This is a genomic window from Nocardia sp. NBC_01329, assembly GCF_035956715.1.
In the GTDB taxonomy this organism is placed as follows: domain Bacteria; phylum Actinomycetota; class Actinomycetes; order Mycobacteriales; family Mycobacteriaceae; genus Nocardia.
In genome coordinates this window covers 5,851,373-5,873,308 of record NZ_CP108381.1, presented here as the reverse complement: position 1 = coordinate 5,873,308, position 21,936 = coordinate 5,851,373, and the positions used below count along the sequence as shown (strand labels likewise).

Genomic DNA, 21,936 nt, shown 5'->3' with positions numbered 1-21,936 from the left:
CCCGCGGTCACCAGGGTCATGTCCGCCACGGCGGGAAGACGGCGAACGTACTGCACGAGCGCAAGTGTCCCACCCGACCCGGTGTGTATACCGGTCCGCCCCGCCGCGGCGACCGGACGTAGGGTGACTGGCCGTGAGTGCGCAACGTGCAGGGCGGTGGACGCATCTGCTCCCGGCCGGTTACAGCCTGCTGCTCACTCTCCTCATCACCGTCCCGCTGCTGCGGCCCGGATATCTGCTGCTCCGCGATGCCGTGAGCACCCCGCGCTCCTATCCGACCGATGCCGCGCTCGGCCTGGGTGATGCGGCGCCGCGCGCCGTACCCCAGGACGGGTTGCTCGCCGCGCTCTCCCCGCTGATCGACGGCGGACTGATCGTGAAGGTCATCCTGGTCGCCGCACTGTGGGCCGCCGGGTACGGCGCCGCCGTACTGGTTCGGGAACTGCTCGGTGCCCCGCTCGCGGCGCAGCTGGTCGCGACCACCCTCGTGGTCTGGAATCCCTATATCGCCGAACGGCTCCTGCAGGGCCATTGGAGCCTGCTCACCGGCTACGCCGCCCTCCCGTGGACGGTGCTGGCCGCGCTCCGGCTGCGTATCGCGGGCGGTGACCGGTTCGAACGGTTCCGGAACTGGTCCGCGCTGGCCGGCTGCCTCGCAGCAGCCGGCCTCACCCCCACCGGCGCCCTACTGGCCGCGACCGTCGCCGTGCTGGTGGTGGGATGGCGACGCAGTGCCGGAGTTCTCGTGCTCGCGGCCGTCGCCAGCGCGCCGTGGCTCGTCGCCACCGCGGTCTCCGGGGTCGCGGCCGAACCGTCCGACCCGGCCGGTGTCACCGCCTTCGCCGCCCGCGCCGAACCGTGGCTCGCCACCGTGGGCAGTCTCGCCGGGCTGGGCGGTATCTGGAACGCCGAGGCGGTACCGGTATCGCGGACCACTCCGATCGCCGCGCTCGCGACAGTCGTACTGCTCGCGATCGTCGCGCTCGGGTTGCGGACAGTGGTGGCGGCAGACAGCAACCCCGATCGCACCCGGGTTCGCCGGCTACTGATCGCGCTGGCCGGTGTGGCAGTGCTGGTCCCGGCTGTCGCGGCCACCCCGGCCGGGCTGACCGTCCTGGAATGGCTGGTCGTCGAAATTCCCGGCGCGGGGTTGTTGCGCGACACCCAGAAATTCGTGGCGCTCGCCGCCCCTGGGTACGCGCTCTGCGCAGCGGCCGCATGCCTCCGGTTCGCCGGCAGCGACGACAAGAGGGCCGCCCGGGACGCCGCGGACACCGGCTCCAATAGTTCACCGACCCCACCCGCCGACCGCCCGGCGCGCTGGTCGCCGGCATGGGCCGCGCTGTTCATCGGAGCGCTCACCCTGCCGTTGCTCGATCTGGGCTGGGGTGTCGGTGGGCAGATGCGGGCGATCCACTACCCCGATTCCTGGCACGAGGTGGCCGAGCGGATCGACGGACCCGGCGATATCGCCGTACTGCCGGGCGGTATGTTCCGGCGCTTCCCCTACAGCGGCACCGCCCCGGTCTTGGACCCGGCACCCCGGATGCTGCCGCGCGATGTCCTGCAGACCGGCGCACTACCGGTCCACGATCTGACAGTGACCGGCGAGGGCGCTCGCGCGCAGATCGTGGAGGATCTACTCCTCGAAGGCGGACCGGCGGGCCGGCTGGCAGAGTTCGGTGTCGGCTGGGTCCTGGTCGAACGGGACACCCCGGGCCCACTCGGAAACTCCACCGCGACGCTGGCGCAACTGCGGCCGGTCCACAGCACCGGCGAACTGGCGCTCTACCAGGTCCCGGACGTGCGGCCGCGGCCTACGCCGGAACATCGATCCCTGGTGATCGCCGCGCATATCCTGTGGGCGATCCTGCTGATCGCACCGCTCGCCACCTACGGGTACAGCACCCTGAGCCGCAGAGCCAGGCGCTGAGGATCCGCTACCGGGCGTGATCGGGTTCGGCGTGGAGGCCGAGTCACCGATGCGATCCGAGTGCCGGCGGAATCGTATCCTCCCCGGGCGAGATGAGCCCACTGACCCGCTGCCCCGCAGCGGCGGCGGCCAGCACCCGGTGCACACCGGAGCCGGTGTATTCCCAGGAGAACTCCCGGGCCCGGGCGCGGGCCTTCTCACCCATGATCGTGCGGGCGGCCGCGTCGTCCAGCAGCTCACCGACGATATCGGCCAGTTGATCGGCGTCGTCGGCCAGCACCCCGGTCACACCATCGACGATGGAATCGGTGAGACCACGGGAGGACCGGTAACCGACGGTCGGCACACCGTGCTGTGCCGCCTCGATCACCGCCAGGCCCCAGCCTTCTTTGCGGGAGGGAAGGACATGCACCCACGCGCGGGAGAGGAGTTCGTGTTTACGGCCCTCGTCGACATGACCGTGGAAGGTCACCGCGTCGGCGATACCGAGCGCCGCGGCCTGATCGCGCAGTTTGTCCGCCCACCAGCCGTCACCGATCACATCCAGTCGAACCCCGGGGTTGCGGGTCCGCAACCGAGAGACTGCGGTGAGCGCGTCTTCGATCTGCTTGTGCGGAACGAGCCGCGAAAGCACCACCACCCGGGGGTCGGTGGAGCGCACCGCCGCGGTGCCGGTGGGCACATGCGCGGGAACAGCTTCGGCCCCGTTGCGGACCACCGCGATCCGGGACCGTTCGACGCCGAGGGTCGCCAGTTCCTCGGCCGAGGGCAGTGAGACGGTGAGGTACTGGTCGGCCCGGTGCACCCGAGGCGAGAGCACCGATTCGATCCACCAGCCGATCCGGCCCACCAACCGGCCGGCCACCGGCCACTGCTCCCGGTGCCCGTGATGAACCAGCACGATCGAGGGCACACCCGACACCAGCCGGGCGAAGAAAGGGATCCCGTTCTGGGTGTCGATCACGGCTTCGGGGCGTATACCGCGCAACGGTCCGAGACCGAGTCGGCCCAGCGCGATCGCGGCCAACGCACGCGGATACACCGAGAACCGGCCACCACCCCGGCTGATATCGATACCGTCGATCCGCTCCCGCTTCGGCGCTCCCGGATAGCGGGCAGTACGCAGCGTCACCTTCACCCCGCGGGCGGCGAGTTGCGCGCCGGCCTGTTCCAGGTACCGCTCGCTACCGCCGCCCTGTGGATGACCGGTATCACGCCAGCAGAGCAGAAGTACTTCGCGCACGTGAGACTTCTCCGGTCGGCTCGGGTCCCGCGGACGGGACATGGGCATCGCGATACACCTTAACGCTCGGAGGTGTCCGCTAAGTCGCCCACCTGCGTGTCCATTCGATATCGAAGACCGGGTTCCGGGGTTTTCCGGCTGCGGAATCTGTCACTTGTCACAATGTGCGAGACTCGGCATCGTGCTCGACGCCGAGGAATCTCCTGTGGACCGGATAACGCCCGCGGCGGGCGGCGATATCGACACCGCGGCCCGCCCCGGTTATGCGCCGGACGATTCCGCCGACCCGGCCTTCACCCGATCGACGCCGAAACGTTTCCGGTTCGCGCGCCGCGCCACTGTGCGCAGGTCGCTGCGTCTGCTGCACAGTTTCCGGTTCGAACAGACCGATCCAGCCCGGTTCTACGGCGGTATCGCCACCGACAGCGCCGACCTGCTCGCCGATTTCTACGCCGACCTGACCGGCCGCGATCTCACCGGTGCCACCGTGCTCGATGTCGGTGGTGGGCCCGGCTATTTCGCCGACGAGTTCGCCCGGGCCGGTGCTCGCTATATTCCGGTGGAACCCGATCCGTCGGAGATGCATGCCGCCGGTATCTCGGTGCCGGCCGCGGTCCGCGGTTCCGGAATGGCTCTGCCCTTCCGTGACAACGCGGTCGATATCTGTTTCTCGTCCAATGTGGCTGAGCACGTGCCGGATCCGTGGCAGATGGCCGACGAGATGGTGCGGGTGACCAGGCCCGGCGGCATGATCGTGCTCTCTTACACGGTGTGGCTCGGCCCGTTCGGCGGCCACGAAACCGGACCGTGGCACTACCTCGGCGGAGAGTATGCCGCGCGCCGGTATCGGCGCCGGAACGGAAAGGAGCCGAAGAACCGTTTCGGCATCTCCCTTTTCGCGATCCGTGCGGCCGACGGAATGCGCTGGTCGCGGCATACGCCCGCGCATGTCCGCGTACTGTTCCCGCGATACCACCCGCGATGGGCCTGGTGGCTGGTGCATGTACCGGGTATCCGGGAGTTACTGGTGAGCAATCTGGTGGTGGTCGCGAGCAAACCCGGCTGATCTACAGCGCCACTTGCGCGCGGCTCCGCCCGATCCGGCCGCGCCAACCGCTGCGGATCACCGGTTCGGCTCGGGTCCACGGGGATTCCTGAATCGCCAGCCCGACGGTTTCGAGGGTGGTGAGCCCGACCAGATCGGCAAGTCCGCCGACCATCGCCACCGCCTCGGCGGCCTGGATGGCCGCTATCGCCTGCTCTGTGGTCAGGGTGCGTCCCGGTAGAAAGGAGACGACCCAGCCGCCGCTGCCAACGCTTTTCGCCTGATGGTCGGTCTGGTCGCTGGTCATCAACGCCCGGCCGATCACTTGCACCGCCATGAACACCTCTCCCAATCGCGGGTATTCGGTTCGATGAATGGAGCGAGCTGATATCTGGCTAACAGCATGCGCCTTCCAGCACCAAAACGCAATAGTGCGTTCGATGAAACACGAACCGAGAGGTCGGATTTCGGAGCGAAGACCACCTGCGCCGACAGCGTACGAGTGGCACGATTCCAGGGATGAATTCGCGAGTTCTCTTCGCGCACACGGCAACATTCATCCGAACCGAAAGTTTGCCACAGTCCGGCATTGCCGCCGGGAAGAAACGCCGCAGGCACGAAAGAACGCCTACGGCAGCGGATCTCGCGCGCCGCGGTGGAAAAATTCGGGTAGCGAACTAATCGGTTGCCAGCAACGCGCGCAGCACGGGCTGCTCGCCGGTCAGCGGATCGTCGACCGCGACCACCTCGACCCGCCAACCGTCCGGAAGCGCCGATTGCAGCCGGCCCGCGGCGCGGTGCAGCGGTGTACTCGCCGGCATACCGTCGGAGGGTTCCGGTGTGATGTACCCGTCGGCCATGTTCCAACCACCTCTCGAGGGTGATCGGCTCGGTCACGGCGTGAGCCGATCGGGCGATATCAGGACGGTCCAATCGGGACTGCGCGATCGTGAGATCCAGTGCACATCCAGAATAAGGCACACGACCTCGTCGAACCCACGTTCACCCGGCCGGGTCCTGGCCCGGAATACCCAGCGGCCCGCGGCGAAAGATATTCGCCGCGGGTCGCGAGAAGAATTCACCGGTTCATCCGGACAAGTCCGAATGAACCGCCGCGATCACTGCACGCGCTGTTTGAGCGCCTCGAACTCGTCGCGCACGCCGGAGGGCAGTTTATCGCCGACGAATTCGAACCACTCCTCGATGAGCGGGATCTCGGACCGCCATTCATCGACGTTCACCGCGAGCGCCGCGTCGACATCGGCGGGTTCCACATCCAGCCCGGCCAGATCCATCTGGGCCGCGGTCGGCACCTGACCGATCGCGGTGCTCTCGGCGTCGGCGGAACCCTCGATCCGGCCGACGATCCACTCCAGCACCCGAGAGTTCTCGCCGAAGCCCGGCCACAGGAAGCGGCCGTCGTCGCCACGGCGGAACCAGTTCACGTAGAAGATCTTGGGCAGTTTGGCCGAATCGGCGTTCTTGCCCAGATTGATCCAATGGCCCAGGTAGTCGCCCACGTGGTAGCCGAGGAACGGCAGCATGGCCATCGGGTCGCGGCGCACGGTGCCGACCTTGCCCTCGGCGGCCGCGGTCTGCTCCGACGACAGGGTGGCGCCCATGAACACACCGTGCTGCCAGTCGAAGGACTCGGTCACCAACGGCACCGTCGTCTTGCGGCGACCACCGAACAGGATCGCCGAGATCGGCACGCCCTGCGGGTCGTCCCATTCCGGGGCGAGTGTCGGGCACTGCGACATCGGGGTGCAGTACCGGGAGTTGGGGTGCGCGGCCAGCGTCTCGGTCTCCCGCAGATACCAGTCGTTGCCCTTCCAGTCGATCAGGTGATCGGGCTCGCCCTCCAGACCCTCCCACCACACATCGTTGTCGTCGGTACGCGCGACATTGGTGTAGACGGTATTACCGGCCCCCAGCGTCTCCATGGCGTTGGGATTGGAGGAATAGTTGGTACCGGGCGCGACACCGAAGAAACCGAATTCCGGGTTCACCGCGTAGAGACGGCCGTCCGCGCCGAAACGCATCCAGGCGATATCGTCGCCCAGGGTTTCCGCACGCCAGCCCGGCACGGTCGGCTGGATCATGGCGAGGTTGGTCTTACCGCAGGCGCTCGGGAAAGCCGCCGCGATGTAGTAGGCCTTGTTCTCCGGGGAGATCAGCTTGAGGATGAGCATGTGCTCGGCCAGCCAGCCCTCGTCATGGGCCATGGCCGAGGCGATCCGCAGCGAGTAGCACTTCTTGCCGAGCAGCGCGTTCCCGCCGTAGCCGGAACCGTAGCTCCAGATCTCACGATCCTCGGGGAAGTGGGTGATGTATTTGGTGTCGTTGCACGGCCACGGGACATCGGCCTGCCCCTCGGCCAGCGGTGCGCCCACCGAGTGCAGTGCCTTGACGAAGGGCCGATCCATGCCCAGCGAGTCCAGCGCGGCCTGTCCCATCCGGGTCATCACCCGCATGGACACCACGACGTATTCCGAATCGGTGATCTCGACGCCCAGCTTGGGGTCGTCGGCGCCGAGCGGACCCATGCAGAACGGCACCACATACATGGTGCGGCCCCTCATCGAACCCCGGTAGAGCTCGGTCATGGTGGCCCGCATCTCCGCGGGATCGACCCAGTTGTTGGTCGGCCCGGCATCGGCCGCGGTCTTCGAACAGATGAACGTGCGTGATTCGACCCGGGCCACGTCGGAAGGATCGGATAAAGCCAAGAACGAGTTCGGCTTCTTTTTCTCGTCGAGTTTGCGGAAGGTGCCCGCCGCGACGAGCTGGGTGGTGAGCCGGTCCCATTCCGCGTCGGAACCGTCCGCCCAGACGACTCGATCCGGCTGAGTCAGTTCGGCGACCTCCTGAACCCAGGCGAGCAGTTCGCTGTGTTCGGTCGGCGCGGTGCCGTCGGATCCACGAAGACCGGGAATGGTCGCTGAGGTCATGAAAACTCTCCTGAAATGGGCGACGAAGAATGCCTCCGCCCTGGCCCTTGGGCCCGTGACCAGCGCGAAAACACCTAGCGCCACCGTTGGCGGGTAAGGCTTCCGCAACGGTCCATCCTGTGCACCGCCGGATCGAGGCAGTGTACAAAGGGCGAAGCGGACGTCCAGGTTCCTGTCTAGAGATTAACGCGGTATTGCGGCCCCTATGGAATCGGGTTGCCGATCAATAGGGGTGGACAAACTATTTCCCGGAGGCCGGTGTCCACTGCTCCAGTATCTGCCTGTCCCGGGCGCAGGCGGCGAGCCGGCCGGGTTGTCCCGTGGTGGCGCGGCGCAATGCCGTCTCGAGTTCGGCGACCCGGCGATCCACATCCACCATGCCGGCCGCCGCGGCTCGCACCATCTCGTCGGACACCTCGGATTCGGTCTCGACCAGCGCCGTCACCGCGCGCTGCTCGAGCTGGGCTTTCACATTCGCCACCGCGTCGGCGACCCATTGCCGTAGATGATCGCGGTCGGCGAGCTGGCGGCGCGCCCGCACCACCCACGCGGCGGCGCCCGCCCCGAGCAGCAGGGTGACCGGAATGCTCGCCGCGTCGAGAGCCGGAACCAGCGCCAGCGGCGACACCATCAGGCGTCCCAGACCGACCCCCGCCGAGGCGCCCAAGACGATCATGAGGTGATCTTCGACACCCCCGGGCCTGGGTTGCGGATCGGGACCGAGCGTGGGCGCCGGCTCGTACCGCAGCGTGGGCGCGCCCTCCGGCGGTGGCACGCTCGCCGGGTGCGCGGCGGCCGCGCGCACCCGCAGCTCGGTCAACCGGGCGGCGATATCGGTATCCACCGTCGCGGTCAGCTGACCGACCGCCTGCCGCAGTCGCTCCGGAAAAGCGCGGCGCCCCGCCCCGTCCATGCTGTCCAGTTCGGCGCGGGCCTCCGTGTGCAGTGCGCGGACCCGGGATCCGACCTGGGTGAGCAGATCGACCCGGGCCAGATTGATCTGTGCGCGCAGAGTCGATACCGCCACCGCGCGACCGCCGTCGCGGTCGGCCAGCAGCCGGGCCCGTTCCCCGCGCAGCAGCTCGGTCTCGGTACCCGACCGCAGTAGCGTCTCCTCCTGCACGATGCGCTCCCGGGTCCCGGCGACGACCTGGGCCACCGCCGCCGCGCGGCGCGCGCTAGCGGTCGCGGCATCGGTGGTGAGCGCGATCAGCCGGGCGTGCAGTGCCGCGAGCCCGGACCGATCGAGCAATGTCGAATCGGTCCCGCTCCGGGCGGCCATCGCCAGGCGAGCCGAAACCGGCACGATCTCGCAGTCCAGACCCGCCGCGGCCAGCAGCTCGGCGCTGCGGTCGCGGACCAGCTGCCATTCCTTGTGGGCCTGGGTGCCGTTCAACACCAGCAGCACCCGTGCCCCCTCGGCACCCAGCCGGCGCACGATATCCAGTTCCGCCGCGCCGATCACCACCCCGGCGTCCAAGATCAGCAGCACCACCGTTCCCGGCGCCGCGCTCACCCGGGGATCGGCGGTCGGAGCACTCAGTTCGATACGCGGTTCGACGCGGGTCAGCTCGGTGCGCAGCAGTGTGGTGTTGGCATCGTCGGCGCCGATCACCTTGACCTCCGCGGCGGAACCGGTCACCGAGATCGTGCGCAGCAGGGCCATACCCTGCGGGTTCCAGCGCCCCACCACCTCGGCGACCCCGTCGGGCAGTCCATGTTCCGGAGGCACCGTGTTCTCGGCCACCGACTCTGCGGAAGTTTCCGGAAGACCCGCCGATACGTCCGCCGGACCCCGGTCAGAGTCCGACACTGCTCATCCGCTCCCACATGCGGACGTATCCGTTGTGGACCCGGACGGCCGCCCGACGCGCGGCCGGCGACATCTCACCGGCCACCACCGCCCGCCACCGGATGGCACGGGCCAGCGCATCGTCGGCGTCCTCGGGCTCGGGCCGGGGGTAACCGGCGGCCAGATGGGCGACCTCGGGGTCGACCAGACCGCCGCACAGGCCGAGCCACCGGGCCTCGTCGGTATCCAGGTATTCGGTGATCAGCGCCCGCGCCCGGCTGCCCCCGTGCGGTACCGCGCGCGCCGCCAGCCGGGTCAGCTCATCGATCAGAGTGCCGGCCCGGCGCGATATCGCCTGCTGGTAGCGCTGCCCGAGCAGTCGTGCCACCGGATCGATCCCGCTGACCGTGTGCAGGATCTGCAACACGATCTGCGGCGCGAGCTCCGGTTCGCGTTCCAGGGCTGCCAGTACGCACGCCAGTCCGTACAGATCCCAGTGTTCGAGCAGCTCGGTGCGGGCGGCGGTATCAGGGCCCACGGCCGGGGAGACGAACGCCTCGGCGGAGACCGCCGCCGCTGTACCGGATTGCGCCAACCGGCGCAGCAAAGCGAGATCGGACTCCTGGAAGGCACCGGAAACGGTCCGCGCCGCCAGCGATCCGACCAGGGGGAACGCCGGCAGACCGAATTCCTGGCCGAATTTCCTGGACGCGTTCACCGCGTCGGCCCAGCTGGTGCCGATCGCGTCGGCCTTGTTCAGCACCAGGATCGTGCGCTCCGGGCGCAACGACGCGAGAATCCGCCGATCACCCGGCGACGGCGTACTGGCCAGGACATAGACGACGATATCGGCGTCCAGCACCGGATCGGGGAATCCCGGCTCGTCCACCGGCGCCGTCTCCACCCCCGGCTGTAGTCCCAGGGCTCCGGCGACCGTGGTCCGCCCGGCCCGGGTGCGCCCGGCGACCTGCGCGCGCGGCAGGGTCCGCCAGCGCTGCGCCGCCACCTCGATACCGTTCGCGATCCCCGCGTCCGCCCCGTCGCCCATCCGCAGTGTCGAGATCAGCCGGTCCAGCGGATCAACCGACCCCACCTCACGCATATATCTGTCCGATCCCTCTACTGCCGACACACGCCAACCCCCTTCTTCCGGTGCGCATTCTGTCAGAACCGGGGCCGCGACGCGGCGGGCGCGGACCGAGTCCGTCCTACCAACCGGTAGTCTCTACCGGTCCGCTGCGTCCCGGAACCGGCCATGCTGGACAATAGGGCTGTGAACGACGCCGTGCACCCCAGCTCCGACTCCGTTCCCGTCGCCCTCTCGGAAACCTCCGGCGATACCGGAGGCCGGCGGCGACGGCACGCCGGTTCCCGTCTCTACCCCCGGGTCACCAGTTTCCGCTCCCGGCGCGGTGCGCTCACCCCCAACCAGCAGCAATCCTGGGACCGCAGCTGGCCGGTACTCGGCCGGGAGGTCGCCGACGAACCGCTCGACGCCGACGCCTGGTTCGGGCGCAGCGCGCCACTGGTGATCGAGATCGGATGCGGTACCGGCACCGCGACCGCCGCCATGGCCCAGGCAGAACCCGAGCTGAACCTCATCGGCATCGAGGTCTATCAGCCCGGATTGGCCCAGTTGGTCCAACGGATCGAGCGCGAGGAAATCGGTAATATCCGGCTGCTGCGCGGCGATGCCGTAGATGTGCTGGAGAACATGATTGCTCCCGGGTCGCTGACCGGTGTGCGGGTGTTCTTTCCGGACCCGTGGCCCAAGGCCCGCCACCACAAACGCCGGCTGCTGCAACCGGCAACGCTGGCCCTCGTCGCCGACCGGTTGCGGCCGGGCGGAATTCTGCACGTGGCCACCGACCACGCAGGGTACGCCGAGCATATTGCCGAGGTCGGCGCGGCCGAGCCCCTGCTCATCGGGTTGAACGAGGCCACCGGCGGTACCGGTGCCGAGCAGCGCGACGCCGCGCCGATCGGTTTCGAGCGACCGGTCACCAAGTTCGAGAGCAAGGCACACACCGCCGGTAGTGCGATCAACGAGTTCATATGGGGCAAGATCGAATGATGAGCGTCAGTGAAGTGGCCCCGGCCGGCGACGAGGTTGCCGGAAGTCTGCACGAATCCGGCGAGGAGACCGTCGGCCCCGAGGCGGACGGCCTGCGGCGGGTCCTGCTGGTCTGGGACGCGCCGAACCTGGACATGGGCTTGGGCGCCATCCTGGGTGGGCGGCCCACCGCCGCCTATCGACCCCGTTTCGACGCGCTCGGCCGCTGGCTGCTGGCCCGCACCACCGAACTCTCGGCCGGCGAGAAGCAGCGGCTGGAACCCGAAGCCACCGTGTTCACCAATATCGCCCCCGGAACCGCGGACGTGGTCCGGCCGTGGGTCGAGGCGCTACGCAATGTCGGGTATGCCGTTTTCGCGAAGCCGAAGATCGACGAGGATTCCGATGTCGATTCGGATATGCTCGGCCATATCGCGCAGCGCACCCGAGGTTCGGGTCTGGCCGGGATCATTGTGGCCTCCGCCGACGGGCAGGCGTTCCGCGAACCGCTGGAACAGCTGGCCGACGACGGCATCCCGGTTCAGGTGCTCGGCTTCCGCGAGCACGCGAGTTGGGCAGTAACATCCGATACTCTCGAATTCGTCGACCTCGAGGACATCCCCGGAGTTTTCCGCGAACCGCTACCGCGGGTGAGCCTCGACTCGCTGCCCGACGAGGGTGCCTGGCTGCAGCCGTTCCGGCCGCTGTCGGCGCTGCTCACCTCTCGCCCCGCACAAGGAGTCGCTTAAGTGTTCACCCGCTGGGGCGATCTGGTCTATCGGTTGCGATTCGCCGTCATCGGAGTTGTCGTCGCCGGGATGCTGGGCCTCGGGGCCTACGGTCTCGGGCTGGCGGACCATCTCAGCTCCAGCGGTCTGTTCGATCCGAACTCCGAATCCGTCGAGGCCGCCGAACTGTCCGACGGGGCTTGGGGGCGCGACCACCAAGCCGATGTGCTGGTTCTCTATACCGCGCCCGAGGGTCAGACCATCGACAGTGATCCGGCGTTCCGGGACAAGATCGTCGACAGCCTGAACCGGCTGCCCCGGGACCATCCGGATCAGATCGACAAGGTCAACGCCGCCTACTGGAAGACCGAGACCGGCGAATCCCAGCCCGCGGTCTTCGGTTCCAAGGACAAGACCAAGACCTTCGCCTCCATCGCGATCGTCGGCGACAACGACACCGAGATGGTCCGCAACTTCCGGGCCGTCAAGGACGTTTTCGATATCGACGGCGTCAATGTGCAGGTAGCGGGCCTACAGCCGGTGTCGGGCACGCTCAACGACACCATGGCGCACGACCAGCACCGCATGGAGATCCTGGCCATCCCGGCTGTGGGCATCCTGCTGTTCTTCATCTTCGGCGGCGTGGTGGCCGCGGCCCTGCCGCTGATCATCGGCGGCCTGACCATCATCAGCGCCAACGGCATCATCATGATGCTGACGAAGTTCACCGAGGTGAACACATTCGTCGGGGCGGTGGTCTCGATGATCGGTCTCGGTCTGGCCATCGACTACGGGCTGTTCATCGTCAGCCGCTTCCGCGAGGAACTCGCCGAGGGATACGACACCGCGGCGGCGGTCCGCCGCTCGGTGACCACCGCCGGACGTACGGTCGTCTTCTCCGCGACGATGATCATCGCCAGCCTCGGCGGTCTGCTCCTCTTCCCGCAGGGCTTCCTCAAGTCCATGGCCTACGGCACCATCGCCACCGTCGCGCTGGCCGCGCTCGCCTCGATCACCCTGCTGCCCGCCATGCTGAGCGTGCTGGGCAAACGGGTCGACATGCTCAGCTTCAAGCAGATCCGCAAGACCAAATCCGCCGAGGAGGTCGAAGCCAGCTTCTGGGGCCGGGCCACCACCTGGGTCATGCAACATCCACTCAAGATCGCCATTCCGATCTGTGTGCTGCTCCTGCTGCTGATCATCCCGGTGAAGAACCTCGCCTTCGGCGGTATGAGCGAACGCTATCTGCCGCCGGACAACGCCACCCGGGTCGCGCAGGAGGAATTCGACCAGACCTTCCCGCTGCGCCAATCCGATCCGATCCAGTTGATCTTCATCGGCGAGAACACCCGGTCCATCGCGAAAGTGATGAAGGAGGCCGACAAGGCTCCGGGCCTGGCGGATGCGTCCGGGTTCTCGGTCCCTTCCCAATCCCCCGAGCGCAAGGATCTCTTCCGCTCGAGCGCGACCCTGCTCGATTCCGAGGATTACGAACCGACCGTCGACTATCTCCGGTCGATCGAGGTCCCCGACGATGTGACCATGCTGGTCGGCGGTCAGCCGACGCTGCAGATGGACAGTATCGACGCCCTGCTGGACCGGATCCCGTTGATGATCGCCATGGTGCTGTTGGTCACCACGGTGCTGATGTTCCTGACATTCGGGTCACTGGTGCTGCCCATCAAGGCAGCGCTGATGAGCGCCCTCGGCCTCGGCTCCACCCTCGGCATCCTGACCTGGATATTCGTCGACGGCCACGGCGCGGGCCTACTCAACTTCACCCCACAGGCCATCATGTCGCCGGTGCTGGTGCTGATCATCGCGATCATCTACGGCCTGTCCACCGACTACGAGGTGTTCCTGCTGTCGCGAATGGTCGAGGCCCGCGCGCAAGGCGCCTCGACCACCGAAGCGGTCCGTATCGGCACCGCGCACACCGGTCGCATCATCACCGCGGCCGCCCTGATCCTGCTGGTGGTGACCGGCGCCTTCGCGTTCTCCGATCTGGTGATGATGCAGTACATCGCCTACGGCATGATCGCCGCGCTCATCATCGACGCCACCATCCTGCGGATGCTGCTCGTTCCGGCGACCATGAAGCTGCTCGGCGACGACTGCTGGTGGGCACCCGCCTGGATGAAGCGGATCCAGCAGAAGATCGGTCTGGGCGAACCCATCCTCGACGATGAGCGGCCCGGCGGCGGCGATGTGGTCGACCTGGTCAAAACGACCCCGGTCACCGATCCGGTCACCATGCTGATGCCGGCGATCGACACCGAGAAGCAGCGCAAAACCCCGGTGCTCAAACGCAGCCGGGAAGAGATCGAGTCGGCCGCACCGACCGCGCATATGCAGTCGGTGGACAAGGGACAGAGCAAAGCCGCTCGCAACCAGCCTCCGGCGCCCGGTCCCGCGGCGCCCAAACAGCAGATGCCCACCCCACTGGATCCGACGCGTCCGCGCGCGAACCCGCGCACCGAGAGTTCCGGTGAGCCCCGCCGGGGCGCGTCCGAAGAACCCGGTAGCCGTGGTCCCCGCCCACCCGCCGAGGGCCACGGTCCGCAGCCCTCCGCGACGCAGTCGCCCACCGAAGGCCGGTCGCCCAACCGGAATCCTCAGCAGCACGCGGGTGGCGCCGAGCCGGGTGTGGGAGCGAGCCGTCTCCCCGGGCGTATGCCCGAAGCCGGGCGTGGCCCCGGCGCCCCGGGGCCCGAACCGGGCCGTGGTCCCGGCCCACGCAGCGATCTCCGGCCGCAACCCGGTCGCGCTCCCGGTAACCCGCCCGGTCCCGGCCGCCCGCAGAACGATCACCCCGGACCGGACCAGCCCAGGCCCGCCGCCGACACACCGCGCGCCCCGGCTTCTCCGAGCGGGCCCCCGGCCGGACCGGGCCGCGCCGGGTTCGGCACGCCGAACCTGCGGGGCCTGTTCGCCTCCGAACCGACCGAGGACGCCGACGCTCAGAACGCGAGCGGCCGCACCGTCTATCCGACCCCGGCCGACGCGCCTCCCCTACCGCCCACGCCGCAGCAGACCCGGACCGGCGGCACCACCCCCCGCCCCCAGCCGGACAGTTCACCGCGGATACCCGGTGCGCCCGGACAACCCGGTGGTGCGATCAGGCCGCCCGCCCCACCGCGTCCACCGGCACCCGAAGGACGTCCCCCCGGCCGTCCCGGCCCCGGCCAGGGTCCGGCGCGACCACCGGTTCCGCCGCGTCGCCCCGGACCCGACGTCCAGCCGGATACGCGGTCGCCGCAGGACCAGGGTTCGCAGCCGCGACGTATGCCCCGGATTCCCGATCCCGGCGCCGCTCCGGGTAGGCCCGCTTCGGCCCTACCCGAACTGCCGCGCCGGGTGCCGGGTGCCCAGCCTCCGGCGGTGCCCGGTCTCTACCGGGCACCGGAGCCGCCGACCCGGCCCGCCGAACGTCCGGCCCCCGTCGAACAGCGACCCGAACAGCGACCCGACAGCTTGGCTCAGCAGTCCGCCGAAGGGACCGGCCCCCAGCAGAATCCGGACCCGCGCGAACGCAACAGCATCGAGTCGTGGATGGCGGGTCTGCGATCCGCGCGCCGTCAACAGGCCGGTACGCCGGCCGATGACAGCGGCCGCCACCAGCACGGTGAGGGCCGTTCGGTCAGCGTGAACGAACTGCTGCGCCGACGCGAACAGGATTAGTGGCGCTCGGGTTTCACTGCCCGAGCAGTCGCCGCCAGTGCGCCATGAAGGGTTGCCTGGCGGTGACCGACCCGAATCGGACCCGTCCGTGCACCAGCAGATGCAGCGGGCCGATCGGCGGGCCGCTGCGGACCTTGTTGTTGACGCTGGAACCGACCAGTTCGAGGCCGTCCAGATCGACCGTGGCTTCCTGCGGCACCATGAGGGTGAGTGAACTCGCGTAGTCGTCGACCTGGATCTCCACCACCTGGGTGGTCATGATCGCCTGGGTGAAATCCAGGGTCACCCCGGACAACCAGCTGTTGACCCGCAGCATCGGAGCGACCTGCCAATTGCCCCGGCGGTTCACCCCGGACATACGCGGCCGGATGACCCCGCCCTGCACCATCGCGGCCAGCCCGGAGGTGGCGGCGCCGGGTTGCGGTAGCGGCACGGGTTTACCGTGACCGGACGCTCGCTCGGTGGTGGGTTCGCCGATCAACCGGACCCCGGGCAGATCGACGAGTACCGAGTTCAGTTCGCCGCGGGTCCGCGAGGCCAGGGCGGTATCCATCCGCTCGGTGAACTCCCCGAGGGAGAGCATGCCCAGACCCACCGCGCGCTGCAGCAGTTGCCCGACATGTTCCCGTTCGGCATCGGAAACACGCAGGTCCCGGTTGCCGACCTGGCTACCGGGACCCGCACCGTCGAAAACCGGATCCGGGCCGTTCATAGATCCGAGATTACCCAGCAGCGTCCGGATCCCGCATCAGGGCATTCCCGGATACGGGGGTGGCGGGACCCGGGGTAAGCCCTGCTCATCTCGGTTTTCACGCCGGTCGGCGACCGGATCCGGCCGAGTGAGGGTATCGGTGCCGCGCGGGTCCGGGTCGGCGGTCCGGGCCAGCGGTAACCGCCGCTGCGCTTCGGCGAGCAGGGCACCGATATCGAAACGGCCCAGGGTCTGCGGTCCGACCGTGGAGTGGTCCCCGACTTCCGGTGAATCCGGTTCGGCCACATAGATACCTTTACGGTCCGGCGTCAGCTCGCCCAGCAGTTCTTCGGGGTCCGTGGCCAGCAGTGAGCGGATGGCGGTGTTGAGCACGGCGACCAGCGGTACCGCCAGCAAGCCGCCGGCGATCCCACCCAGCACAACGCCCGCGGCGATCGCGAGTACTACCGCGAGCGGATGGATCCGCACGGCCCGCCCGAGCAACAAGGGTTGCAGCACATGCCCCTCCAGCTGCATCACCGCCACGATGATGCCGAGCACGATGAGCGCGGTCACGAAACCCTTGGTGACCAGGGCGATGAACACAGCCACGAAACCGGCCAGGAACGCGCCGATGATCGGGATGAACGCGCTGATGAACACCAGCGATGCCAGCGGCAGCGCGAGCGGCACCCCCAGTAGGGCCAGTCCCGCGCCGATACCGATCGCATCCACCGCGGCGACCACGACGGTGGCCCGCACGAAACCCACCAGCGATCCGAACCCGAGTTCCCCGGCGGTGCGCACCCGTTCCCGGTGCGCCGTCGGCACCACCCGGGTGATGAAATGCCAGATCTGGTCGCCGCTGTAGAGCAGGAAGATGAGGATGAACAGGGTCAGGAAGGTGCCCGTCAGGATGTGCCCGATCATGGTGGCAGTGGTGAGGGCACCGCTGGTGAGCGTGTCCTGGTTGGACTGGATGGCCCGGACCGTCGCATCACCGGCATTGCGGATCTGCTCGTCACTCAGATGCATCGGACCGTTGATCGCCCAGTCCTGGACCTTGTGGATGCTGTTGGTGAACTCGTCCGAGAGCTGCGGCACACCGACCACGAACTGCTCCACCACGAAGGTCACCACCCCGGCGACCAAGCCCAGCGATCCGAGCAGTGCCACGAAAACACCGACCCCGCGCGGTACCCCGCGCCGCTGCATCCAGTCCACCAGCGGGGCGAGCAGCGCGGCCGCCAGCATGGCGATGGACAGCGGGATCACCACGGTGTCGAGCCGCCGCACTGCCGCAGCGAGCACCCCGATCAGGGCGAAGATCACCAGCAGCCGCCAGGCCCATTCCGCGGTCTGCCGGACGATGGGGTGAACGGCGTCTGCGGCAGATGGTTTCGGCTCGGTCACCCGGCCGAGCCTAGTCACGGCTGCCGGAAGGTTGCGGAGGTGCGTGGAAAGCGCACGCCGGGAGCCCGGCCGCCGAGTTTCGAGACAGGGCTCCGGCGGGCTGTCTCACGGCTGATCCCGGACCGGCCCGATCCCCAGCAGCGCGGCTCTGTCGACGACCCGGCCCAATTCCAGATCGATGTCGAACTCGGACGGAGCAGCACCACACTTCGTGATCATCGCGTGCGCTTCCTCCCGGATACGCCCCTTATCCGATACGAACCGCGATACCCCGAAGGCCGGCGAATACAGGTACCACTGCGACCCACAGCAACTCACCTCGACCGAGAACACCATGAATACCCTTTGTTCGTCTTGTTCGTCGTTGGCTTGCACGCCACGCCGAGGAGACGACACCCGGCGCGGCGGCTGAGACGAAGCTACGAACATCTCCGGAGAAAGGCCATCGTCATGCACAACAATGCACAAGATTGAAAAATCTCTACTACCTAGTGAAATTACCCAGTCACACTGGCATGGATGCCATCATGCTCGTGCATAGCTGACAGGAGATTCACGCGATGCGGTTGAGGTTCCTCGGAAGAGGTGGAAGCGAATCCCAGGGTTGCCCCACTCTGTATGCAACAGACCAGGGCAGTTACCTGGTTCAGGGATGGGAGACAGGCACACTCGGCACGGTCGAGATACCACACTTGCTGACAGGATTCACCGAGCCCGACACCTACCTGGGTGCGACCATGACCGACACCGGAAGAGGTACGTTCCGGCTCAGCGGTCGGCCTGTGACCGAACCAGCGGTGATGGGCCAGCTCGATCTAGCCAGTGACGAGGCTGCGATCCTGGTCGCGAAACGAGAGAGGACGTTTTTCGGCGATGCTGCTGGTCGAGGGTGATCCCTGGGCGGATTGGTTCAATGGGCTACAGCACAGCGCGTTTCATCTCGAAGTGCGAGACGTCTACGTCGAACCGTCCGAGAACAGCCGATTTCGGGCGTTCCTCGCAGGTGAGCCGGCATCGGATGAACCACCGGCGCCTTGGCATGCGCTCATGCGTAAGGTCACCGATCGAGGCATTCCGGTGACTCGCGTCCGGGTCGTGACCGTCCCGCACAGCGACTACCACCGATGGCTGCTGTCCGTCACCGATCGCAATATCCAGTCGGGAGAAGATATCCGGTACCTGCCGCGACGGGATGCCGGAGAGGTCCCACCGGATGACTTCTGGCTGTTCGATGACGAGCGGGTCGTCTATAACCTTGCAGGTGACGGCGGCGAGCCCGCAGGAGCGGCAGTCACGAAAGATCCGAGGATCGTGGACTACTGCCGCGGTGTTCGGGACAGGTTGTGGAAGCTGGCAACGCCGTACACGGAGTACGTCACGACGTGACCGGCTCCATCCACCAACAGCGCGAAGCTCTCGGGGGTCGGCTCCGGGAGCTTCGTCTCGACGCTGGCTTGTCCGGCGCGGAGCTGGCCCGCCGGAGTGGTTGGCACCAAACCAAGGTGCCGAAGATCGAGTACGGCAAGATCAAACCGTCCCGTGACGATATCCGGTCGTGGTGCGAGCACTGCAACGCCTTGGATCGAATCCCGGACCTGGTGGCCGGTCTCGACAACATCGACGCCGCATACCAGGAGTGGCGCAAGGTGCTCGGGACCGGCACCAAGAGACGCCAGCATGCACTGGTCGGCTTGACCGAGGCTGCTGAGATCATCCGAATCTACAACCCGTACTTCATGCCCGGATTCCTCCAAACCGCCGAATACGCTGCGGTTGTTCTTCAGAACGTGAGCAGCTTCTATCGGACACCCGGCGACATAGAGGCCGGCGTAGCCAAACGCCTCGAGCGCCAGCAGCTGATGTATCGAGGGAACCGCCGATTCCACTTGCTGATCGGCGAACAGGCGCTGTCGACCACAGTCGGCGGCGATCCCGTGATGATCGGCCAGCTCGACCGCTTGCTCGCTGTCACCGGACTCCCGCGGGTGAGCTTCGGAATCGTGTCGGCCGCCGCGGAGATCCCGTTCCCGCCAACGAACTTTTCGATGTTCGACAACACAACGGTGCTGGTGGAGGGGATCTCCGCGGAGCTGACCATCACTCAACCGAGGGAGGTCGACATGTACGGACGAGCGTTCGACATTCTGGCGATGATGTCGGTCACCGGGGACGCAGCCCGGGGGTTGATTCGGACGGCGATCGAACGGCGTCGCCAGTTCCGCGGCGGACTCCCCCGGACGCGCCGATAGATATATCGGCGCAAGTAGGACGGGACAGGCCCGGGGAAGCGAAGGACCGCCACGGTGGAGCTGATGCAGAGGCGCTCTCCCCGAGGCGCGGTGGCATATGGAATGATCTCCGGGGCCGTATCGAAGACCGAGAGCAGGACATCATACCGGTCAGTAATCCGCAGGTGATCACACACCATTTTCTGCAATTTCTGTACGAGGACGACTTCTACCCCGACCATCTGGTGGACCGGGGTAAGACGATCTTGCTGAGGTTGTGCGAGCGTATCGAGGTCGAGCAGCCTGTCGACCTGGCCGCGCTGTACGTCCTCACCCAGGCCGCCACCGAGGAGTTCAATGCGCTGGAGGCCGAGTTCGACTCGGCGGGCAGCGAAATCGAGACTGTGGCTCGTGGGGAGATAGGCGAGGACTTCTGGTTCGTGGCCCGTGCCTATGGTTTCCAGGACGCGGATGCGGAGGAGTTGATCGCCGGCCGGGACTGGTGAACGGCGTCGGAACGGCGCGCCGCCGGCAACGAACAGCGGGATAGGCCCGAACGCTCGTTCGAACGGGTTTCCGCGTCGCCGCAACCCGGCAGCACGGGACCGTCGGCCCCGGGCGCTAGATTGGTACACGTGTCAGCGCCATTGGAAGCGGTCAAACAGACCATGCATACGCGCTGGCCCCTGTACCTGACCTCGATGTTGCTCGCGAACGCGTTCGGTGCTGTTCTGGTGTGGGCGTTCATCCAGTACGGGTTACCGGTCCCCGAGGGTGAGGAACCGGGCACCCGGCAGGTCGGCCTGCTTGTCCCGGCCATCGTGTTCCTCACCGGCGGTGTCCTCAGCTTGACCGCCTCGGCCCTGATGCTGCGGCCGGTGATGCGCTGGCAGGTGCGTGGCGGACCGCCCAGTCGCCAGGAGCAGATGGCGGCCCTGCACGCGCCGCTGCGGCAGGCGATCCTGCATCTCGCCCTGTGGGTGCTCGGCGGCGGTGTGCTCGGCGCGGCGATCATCTCCGAGACCCCGGCCCTGGCCGGGGCAGTGATCATCACCGAATGTATGGCCGCGACCATCGTGTTCGGTTTCACCTACATGCTCGGTGAACGTATTCTGCGGCCGGTAGCGGCCGAGGCCCTCACGGCGGGCCGTTTCGACCACACGCTCACTCCCGGCGTCGGTACCCGGATGGCCATGACCTGGGGAATGGGGACCTTCGCCCCCACCATCGCGATCGTACTGCTGTGTGTCACCCAGATCTCGTCGGATGTGAAGTTCTCGGCGCAGTCGCTGGCGGTATCGATCCTGCTGCTCTGCGGTGTGGTGATCATGCAGGCGCTGGCCCTGTCCATGCTGACCGCCTCCAGTATCTCCGACCCGGTCCGCCAGCTCAGCCAGGCCATCGACCAGGTGCAGAACGGCGCCCGTGATGTGCAGGTGGAGGTTTTCGACGGTAGTGAGATCGGGCTGCTACAGGTCGGTTTCAACCGGATGATGGAGGAGGCGGCGACCCGGCAGCGGCTCCAGGAACTGTTCGGCCAGCACGTCGGCGCCGAGGTAGCTCAGCGCGCCCTCGACTACGGCACCGAGCTGGGCGGGGAAACCCGGTTCGTGGCAGTCCTGTTCGTGGATATGGTCGGTTCCACCGCGACGGCCGCCGAGCATCCGCCCACCGAGGTGGTCAGCCTGCTCAACGAGTTCTTCCGGGTGGTGGTCGATGTCATCGACCGTCATCACGGATTCGTGAACAAATTCGTCGGGGACGCCGCACTCGCGATTTTCGGCGCCCCACTGGACCGGCCGGACGCACCCACCGCCGCGCTGGCCGCCGCGCGTGATCTGCGCGAGGCACTGCGTACGGTTTCCGGACTGGATATCGGTATCGGAATTTCCGCCGGTTTGGCTGTCGCGGGGAATATCGGTGCCGCCAACCGCTTCGAATACACCGTGATCGGTGACCCGGTGAACGAGGCCTCACGCCTCACCGAACTCGCCAAGGATCATCCGGGCCGGGTGCTGGCCTCCGGTTCGGCGCTGTACTTCGCCGAGGACAGCGAGCAGCGGAACTGGACGGCGGGCGAGGAAGTGCAGCTACGCGGCCGGCGCCGCAAGACGCGGCTGTCCTGGCCGAGCGAAAGCGTCTCCTAGATCCGCCTGCCGAGGTATAGGAGCAGGCAGC

The 21,936-nt window shown here is 67.5% G+C and carries 18 protein-coding genes; 9 read left to right on the top strand and 9 right to left on the bottom strand.

Features of this window, described 5'->3' with window-relative positions; all coding sequences use genetic code 11:
• The first annotated feature begins 133 nt into the window (after positions 1 to 133).
• Entirely contained in the window at positions 134 to 1,933 is a 1,800-nt protein-coding gene (locus OG405_RS26650) for a hypothetical protein (RefSeq protein ID WP_327149151.1), read from the top strand.
• 43 nt (positions 1,934 to 1,976) lie between these two features.
• Here OG405_RS26650 and OG405_RS26645 read toward each other — a convergent pair whose 3' ends face one another.
• A complete protein-coding gene (locus tag OG405_RS26645; protein WP_327149150.1) occupies positions 1,977 to 3,176 on the bottom strand; it encodes a glycosyltransferase family 4 protein in 1,200 nt (399 codons plus the stop codon).
• A gap of 340 nt (positions 3,177 to 3,516) precedes the next feature.
• On the opposite strand from OG405_RS26645, the gene OG405_RS26640 reads away from it, so the two are divergent.
• Positions 3,517 to 4,242, top strand: a complete 726-nt coding sequence (locus OG405_RS26640) for a class I SAM-dependent methyltransferase (RefSeq protein WP_327152538.1) — start codon at positions 3,517 to 3,519, stop codon at positions 4,240 to 4,242.
• Between the two features lies 1 nt (position 4,243).
• Here OG405_RS26640 and OG405_RS26635 read toward each other — a convergent pair whose 3' ends face one another.
• The 5 genes from OG405_RS26635 to OG405_RS26615 form a co-directional block, all read right to left on the bottom strand.
• The gene (locus OG405_RS26635) at positions 4,244 to 4,558 is read right to left on the bottom strand and encodes a hypothetical protein (protein WP_327149149.1); all 315 of its coding nucleotides are present in this window, start codon (positions 4,556 to 4,558) and stop codon (positions 4,244 to 4,246) included.
• A 340-nt stretch (positions 4,559 to 4,898) separates the two neighbouring features.
• The gene (locus tag OG405_RS26630; protein ID WP_327149148.1) at positions 4,899 to 5,081 is read right to left on the bottom strand and encodes a hypothetical protein; all 183 of its coding nucleotides are present in this window, start codon (positions 5,079 to 5,081) and stop codon (positions 4,899 to 4,901) included.
• A gap of 258 nt (positions 5,082 to 5,339) precedes the next feature.
• Positions 5,340 to 7,172, bottom strand: coding sequence for a phosphoenolpyruvate carboxykinase (GTP) (locus OG405_RS26625; protein ID WP_327149147.1), 1,833 nt, complete (start codon positions 7,170 to 7,172; stop codon positions 5,340 to 5,342).
• A 241-nt stretch (positions 7,173 to 7,413) separates the two neighbouring features.
• On the bottom strand, positions 7,414 to 8,904 hold the full coding sequence (locus tag OG405_RS26620; protein ID WP_327149146.1) for a hypothetical protein: 1,491 nt from the start codon (positions 8,902 to 8,904) through the stop codon (positions 7,414 to 7,416).
• A gap of 67 nt (positions 8,905 to 8,971) precedes the next feature.
• Positions 8,972 to 10,066 carry a hypothetical protein gene (locus OG405_RS26615; protein WP_327149145.1) on the bottom strand — a complete coding sequence of 365 codons (1,095 nt, stop codon included), beginning with the start codon at positions 10,064 to 10,066 and terminating at the stop codon, positions 8,972 to 8,974.
• Positions 10,067 to 10,219: 153 nt separating this feature from the next.
• On the opposite strand from OG405_RS26615, the gene trmB reads away from it, so the two are divergent.
• Genes trmB through OG405_RS26600 form a run of 3 tightly spaced genes read left to right on the top strand, consistent with a single transcriptional unit; the run spans position 10,220 to position 15,426 of the window.
• Positions 10,220 to 11,038, top strand: coding sequence for a tRNA (guanosine(46)-N7)-methyltransferase TrmB (gene trmB / locus OG405_RS26610; RefSeq protein ID WP_327149144.1), 819 nt, complete (start codon positions 10,220 to 10,222; stop codon positions 11,036 to 11,038).
• Entirely contained in the window at positions 11,038 to 11,766 is a 729-nt protein-coding gene (locus OG405_RS26605) for an NYN domain-containing protein (protein WP_327149143.1), read from the top strand. The genes trmB and OG405_RS26605 overlap by 1 nt, the downstream gene beginning before the upstream one ends.
• The gene (locus tag OG405_RS26600; protein ID WP_327149142.1) at positions 11,767 to 15,426 is read left to right on the top strand and encodes an MMPL family transporter; all 3,660 of its coding nucleotides are present in this window, start codon (positions 11,767 to 11,769) and stop codon (positions 15,424 to 15,426) included.
• Between the two features lie 13 nt (positions 15,427 to 15,439).
• On the opposite strand, the gene OG405_RS26595 is transcribed toward OG405_RS26600, so the two are convergent.
• From OG405_RS26595 to OG405_RS26585, 3 genes are all read right to left on the bottom strand, one after another.
• A complete protein-coding gene (locus OG405_RS26595; RefSeq protein ID WP_327149141.1) occupies positions 15,440 to 16,138 on the bottom strand; it encodes a DUF1707 SHOCT-like domain-containing protein in 699 nt (232 codons plus the stop codon).
• A gap of 36 nt (positions 16,139 to 16,174) precedes the next feature.
• Positions 16,175 to 17,530, bottom strand: coding sequence for an AI-2E family transporter (locus OG405_RS26590; RefSeq protein ID WP_327149140.1), 1,356 nt, complete (start codon positions 17,528 to 17,530; stop codon positions 16,175 to 16,177).
• 105 nt (positions 17,531 to 17,635) lie between these two features.
• Complete coding sequence (locus tag OG405_RS26585; protein ID WP_327149139.1) at positions 17,636 to 17,866, bottom strand: hypothetical protein; 231 nt, start codon at positions 17,864 to 17,866, stop codon at positions 17,636 to 17,638.
• Between the two features lie 537 nt (positions 17,867 to 18,403).
• Here OG405_RS26585 and OG405_RS26580 point away from each other — a divergent pair.
• The 4 genes from OG405_RS26580 (at position 18,404) to OG405_RS26565 (ending at position 21,905) form a co-directional block, all read left to right on the top strand.
• The gene (locus OG405_RS26580; protein ID WP_327149138.1) at positions 18,404 to 18,916 is read left to right on the top strand and encodes a DUF6879 family protein; all 513 of its coding nucleotides are present in this window, start codon (positions 18,404 to 18,406) and stop codon (positions 18,914 to 18,916) included.
• Positions 18,874 to 19,779 (top strand): helix-turn-helix domain-containing protein, encoded by a 906-nt coding sequence (locus OG405_RS26575; RefSeq protein WP_327149137.1) that lies wholly within the window; start codon positions 18,874 to 18,876, stop codon positions 19,777 to 19,779. Before OG405_RS26580 ends, OG405_RS26575 begins: the two co-directional genes overlap by 43 nt.
• A gap of 164 nt (positions 19,780 to 19,943) precedes the next feature.
• Entirely contained in the window at positions 19,944 to 20,264 is a 321-nt protein-coding gene (locus tag OG405_RS26570) for a DUF5713 family protein (RefSeq protein WP_327149136.1), read from the top strand.
• Between the two features lie 162 nt (positions 20,265 to 20,426).
• The gene (locus tag OG405_RS26565; protein WP_327152537.1) at positions 20,427 to 21,905 is read left to right on the top strand and encodes an adenylate/guanylate cyclase domain-containing protein; all 1,479 of its coding nucleotides are present in this window, start codon (positions 20,427 to 20,429) and stop codon (positions 21,903 to 21,905) included.
• Positions 21,906 to 21,936: the final 31 nt, after the last annotated feature.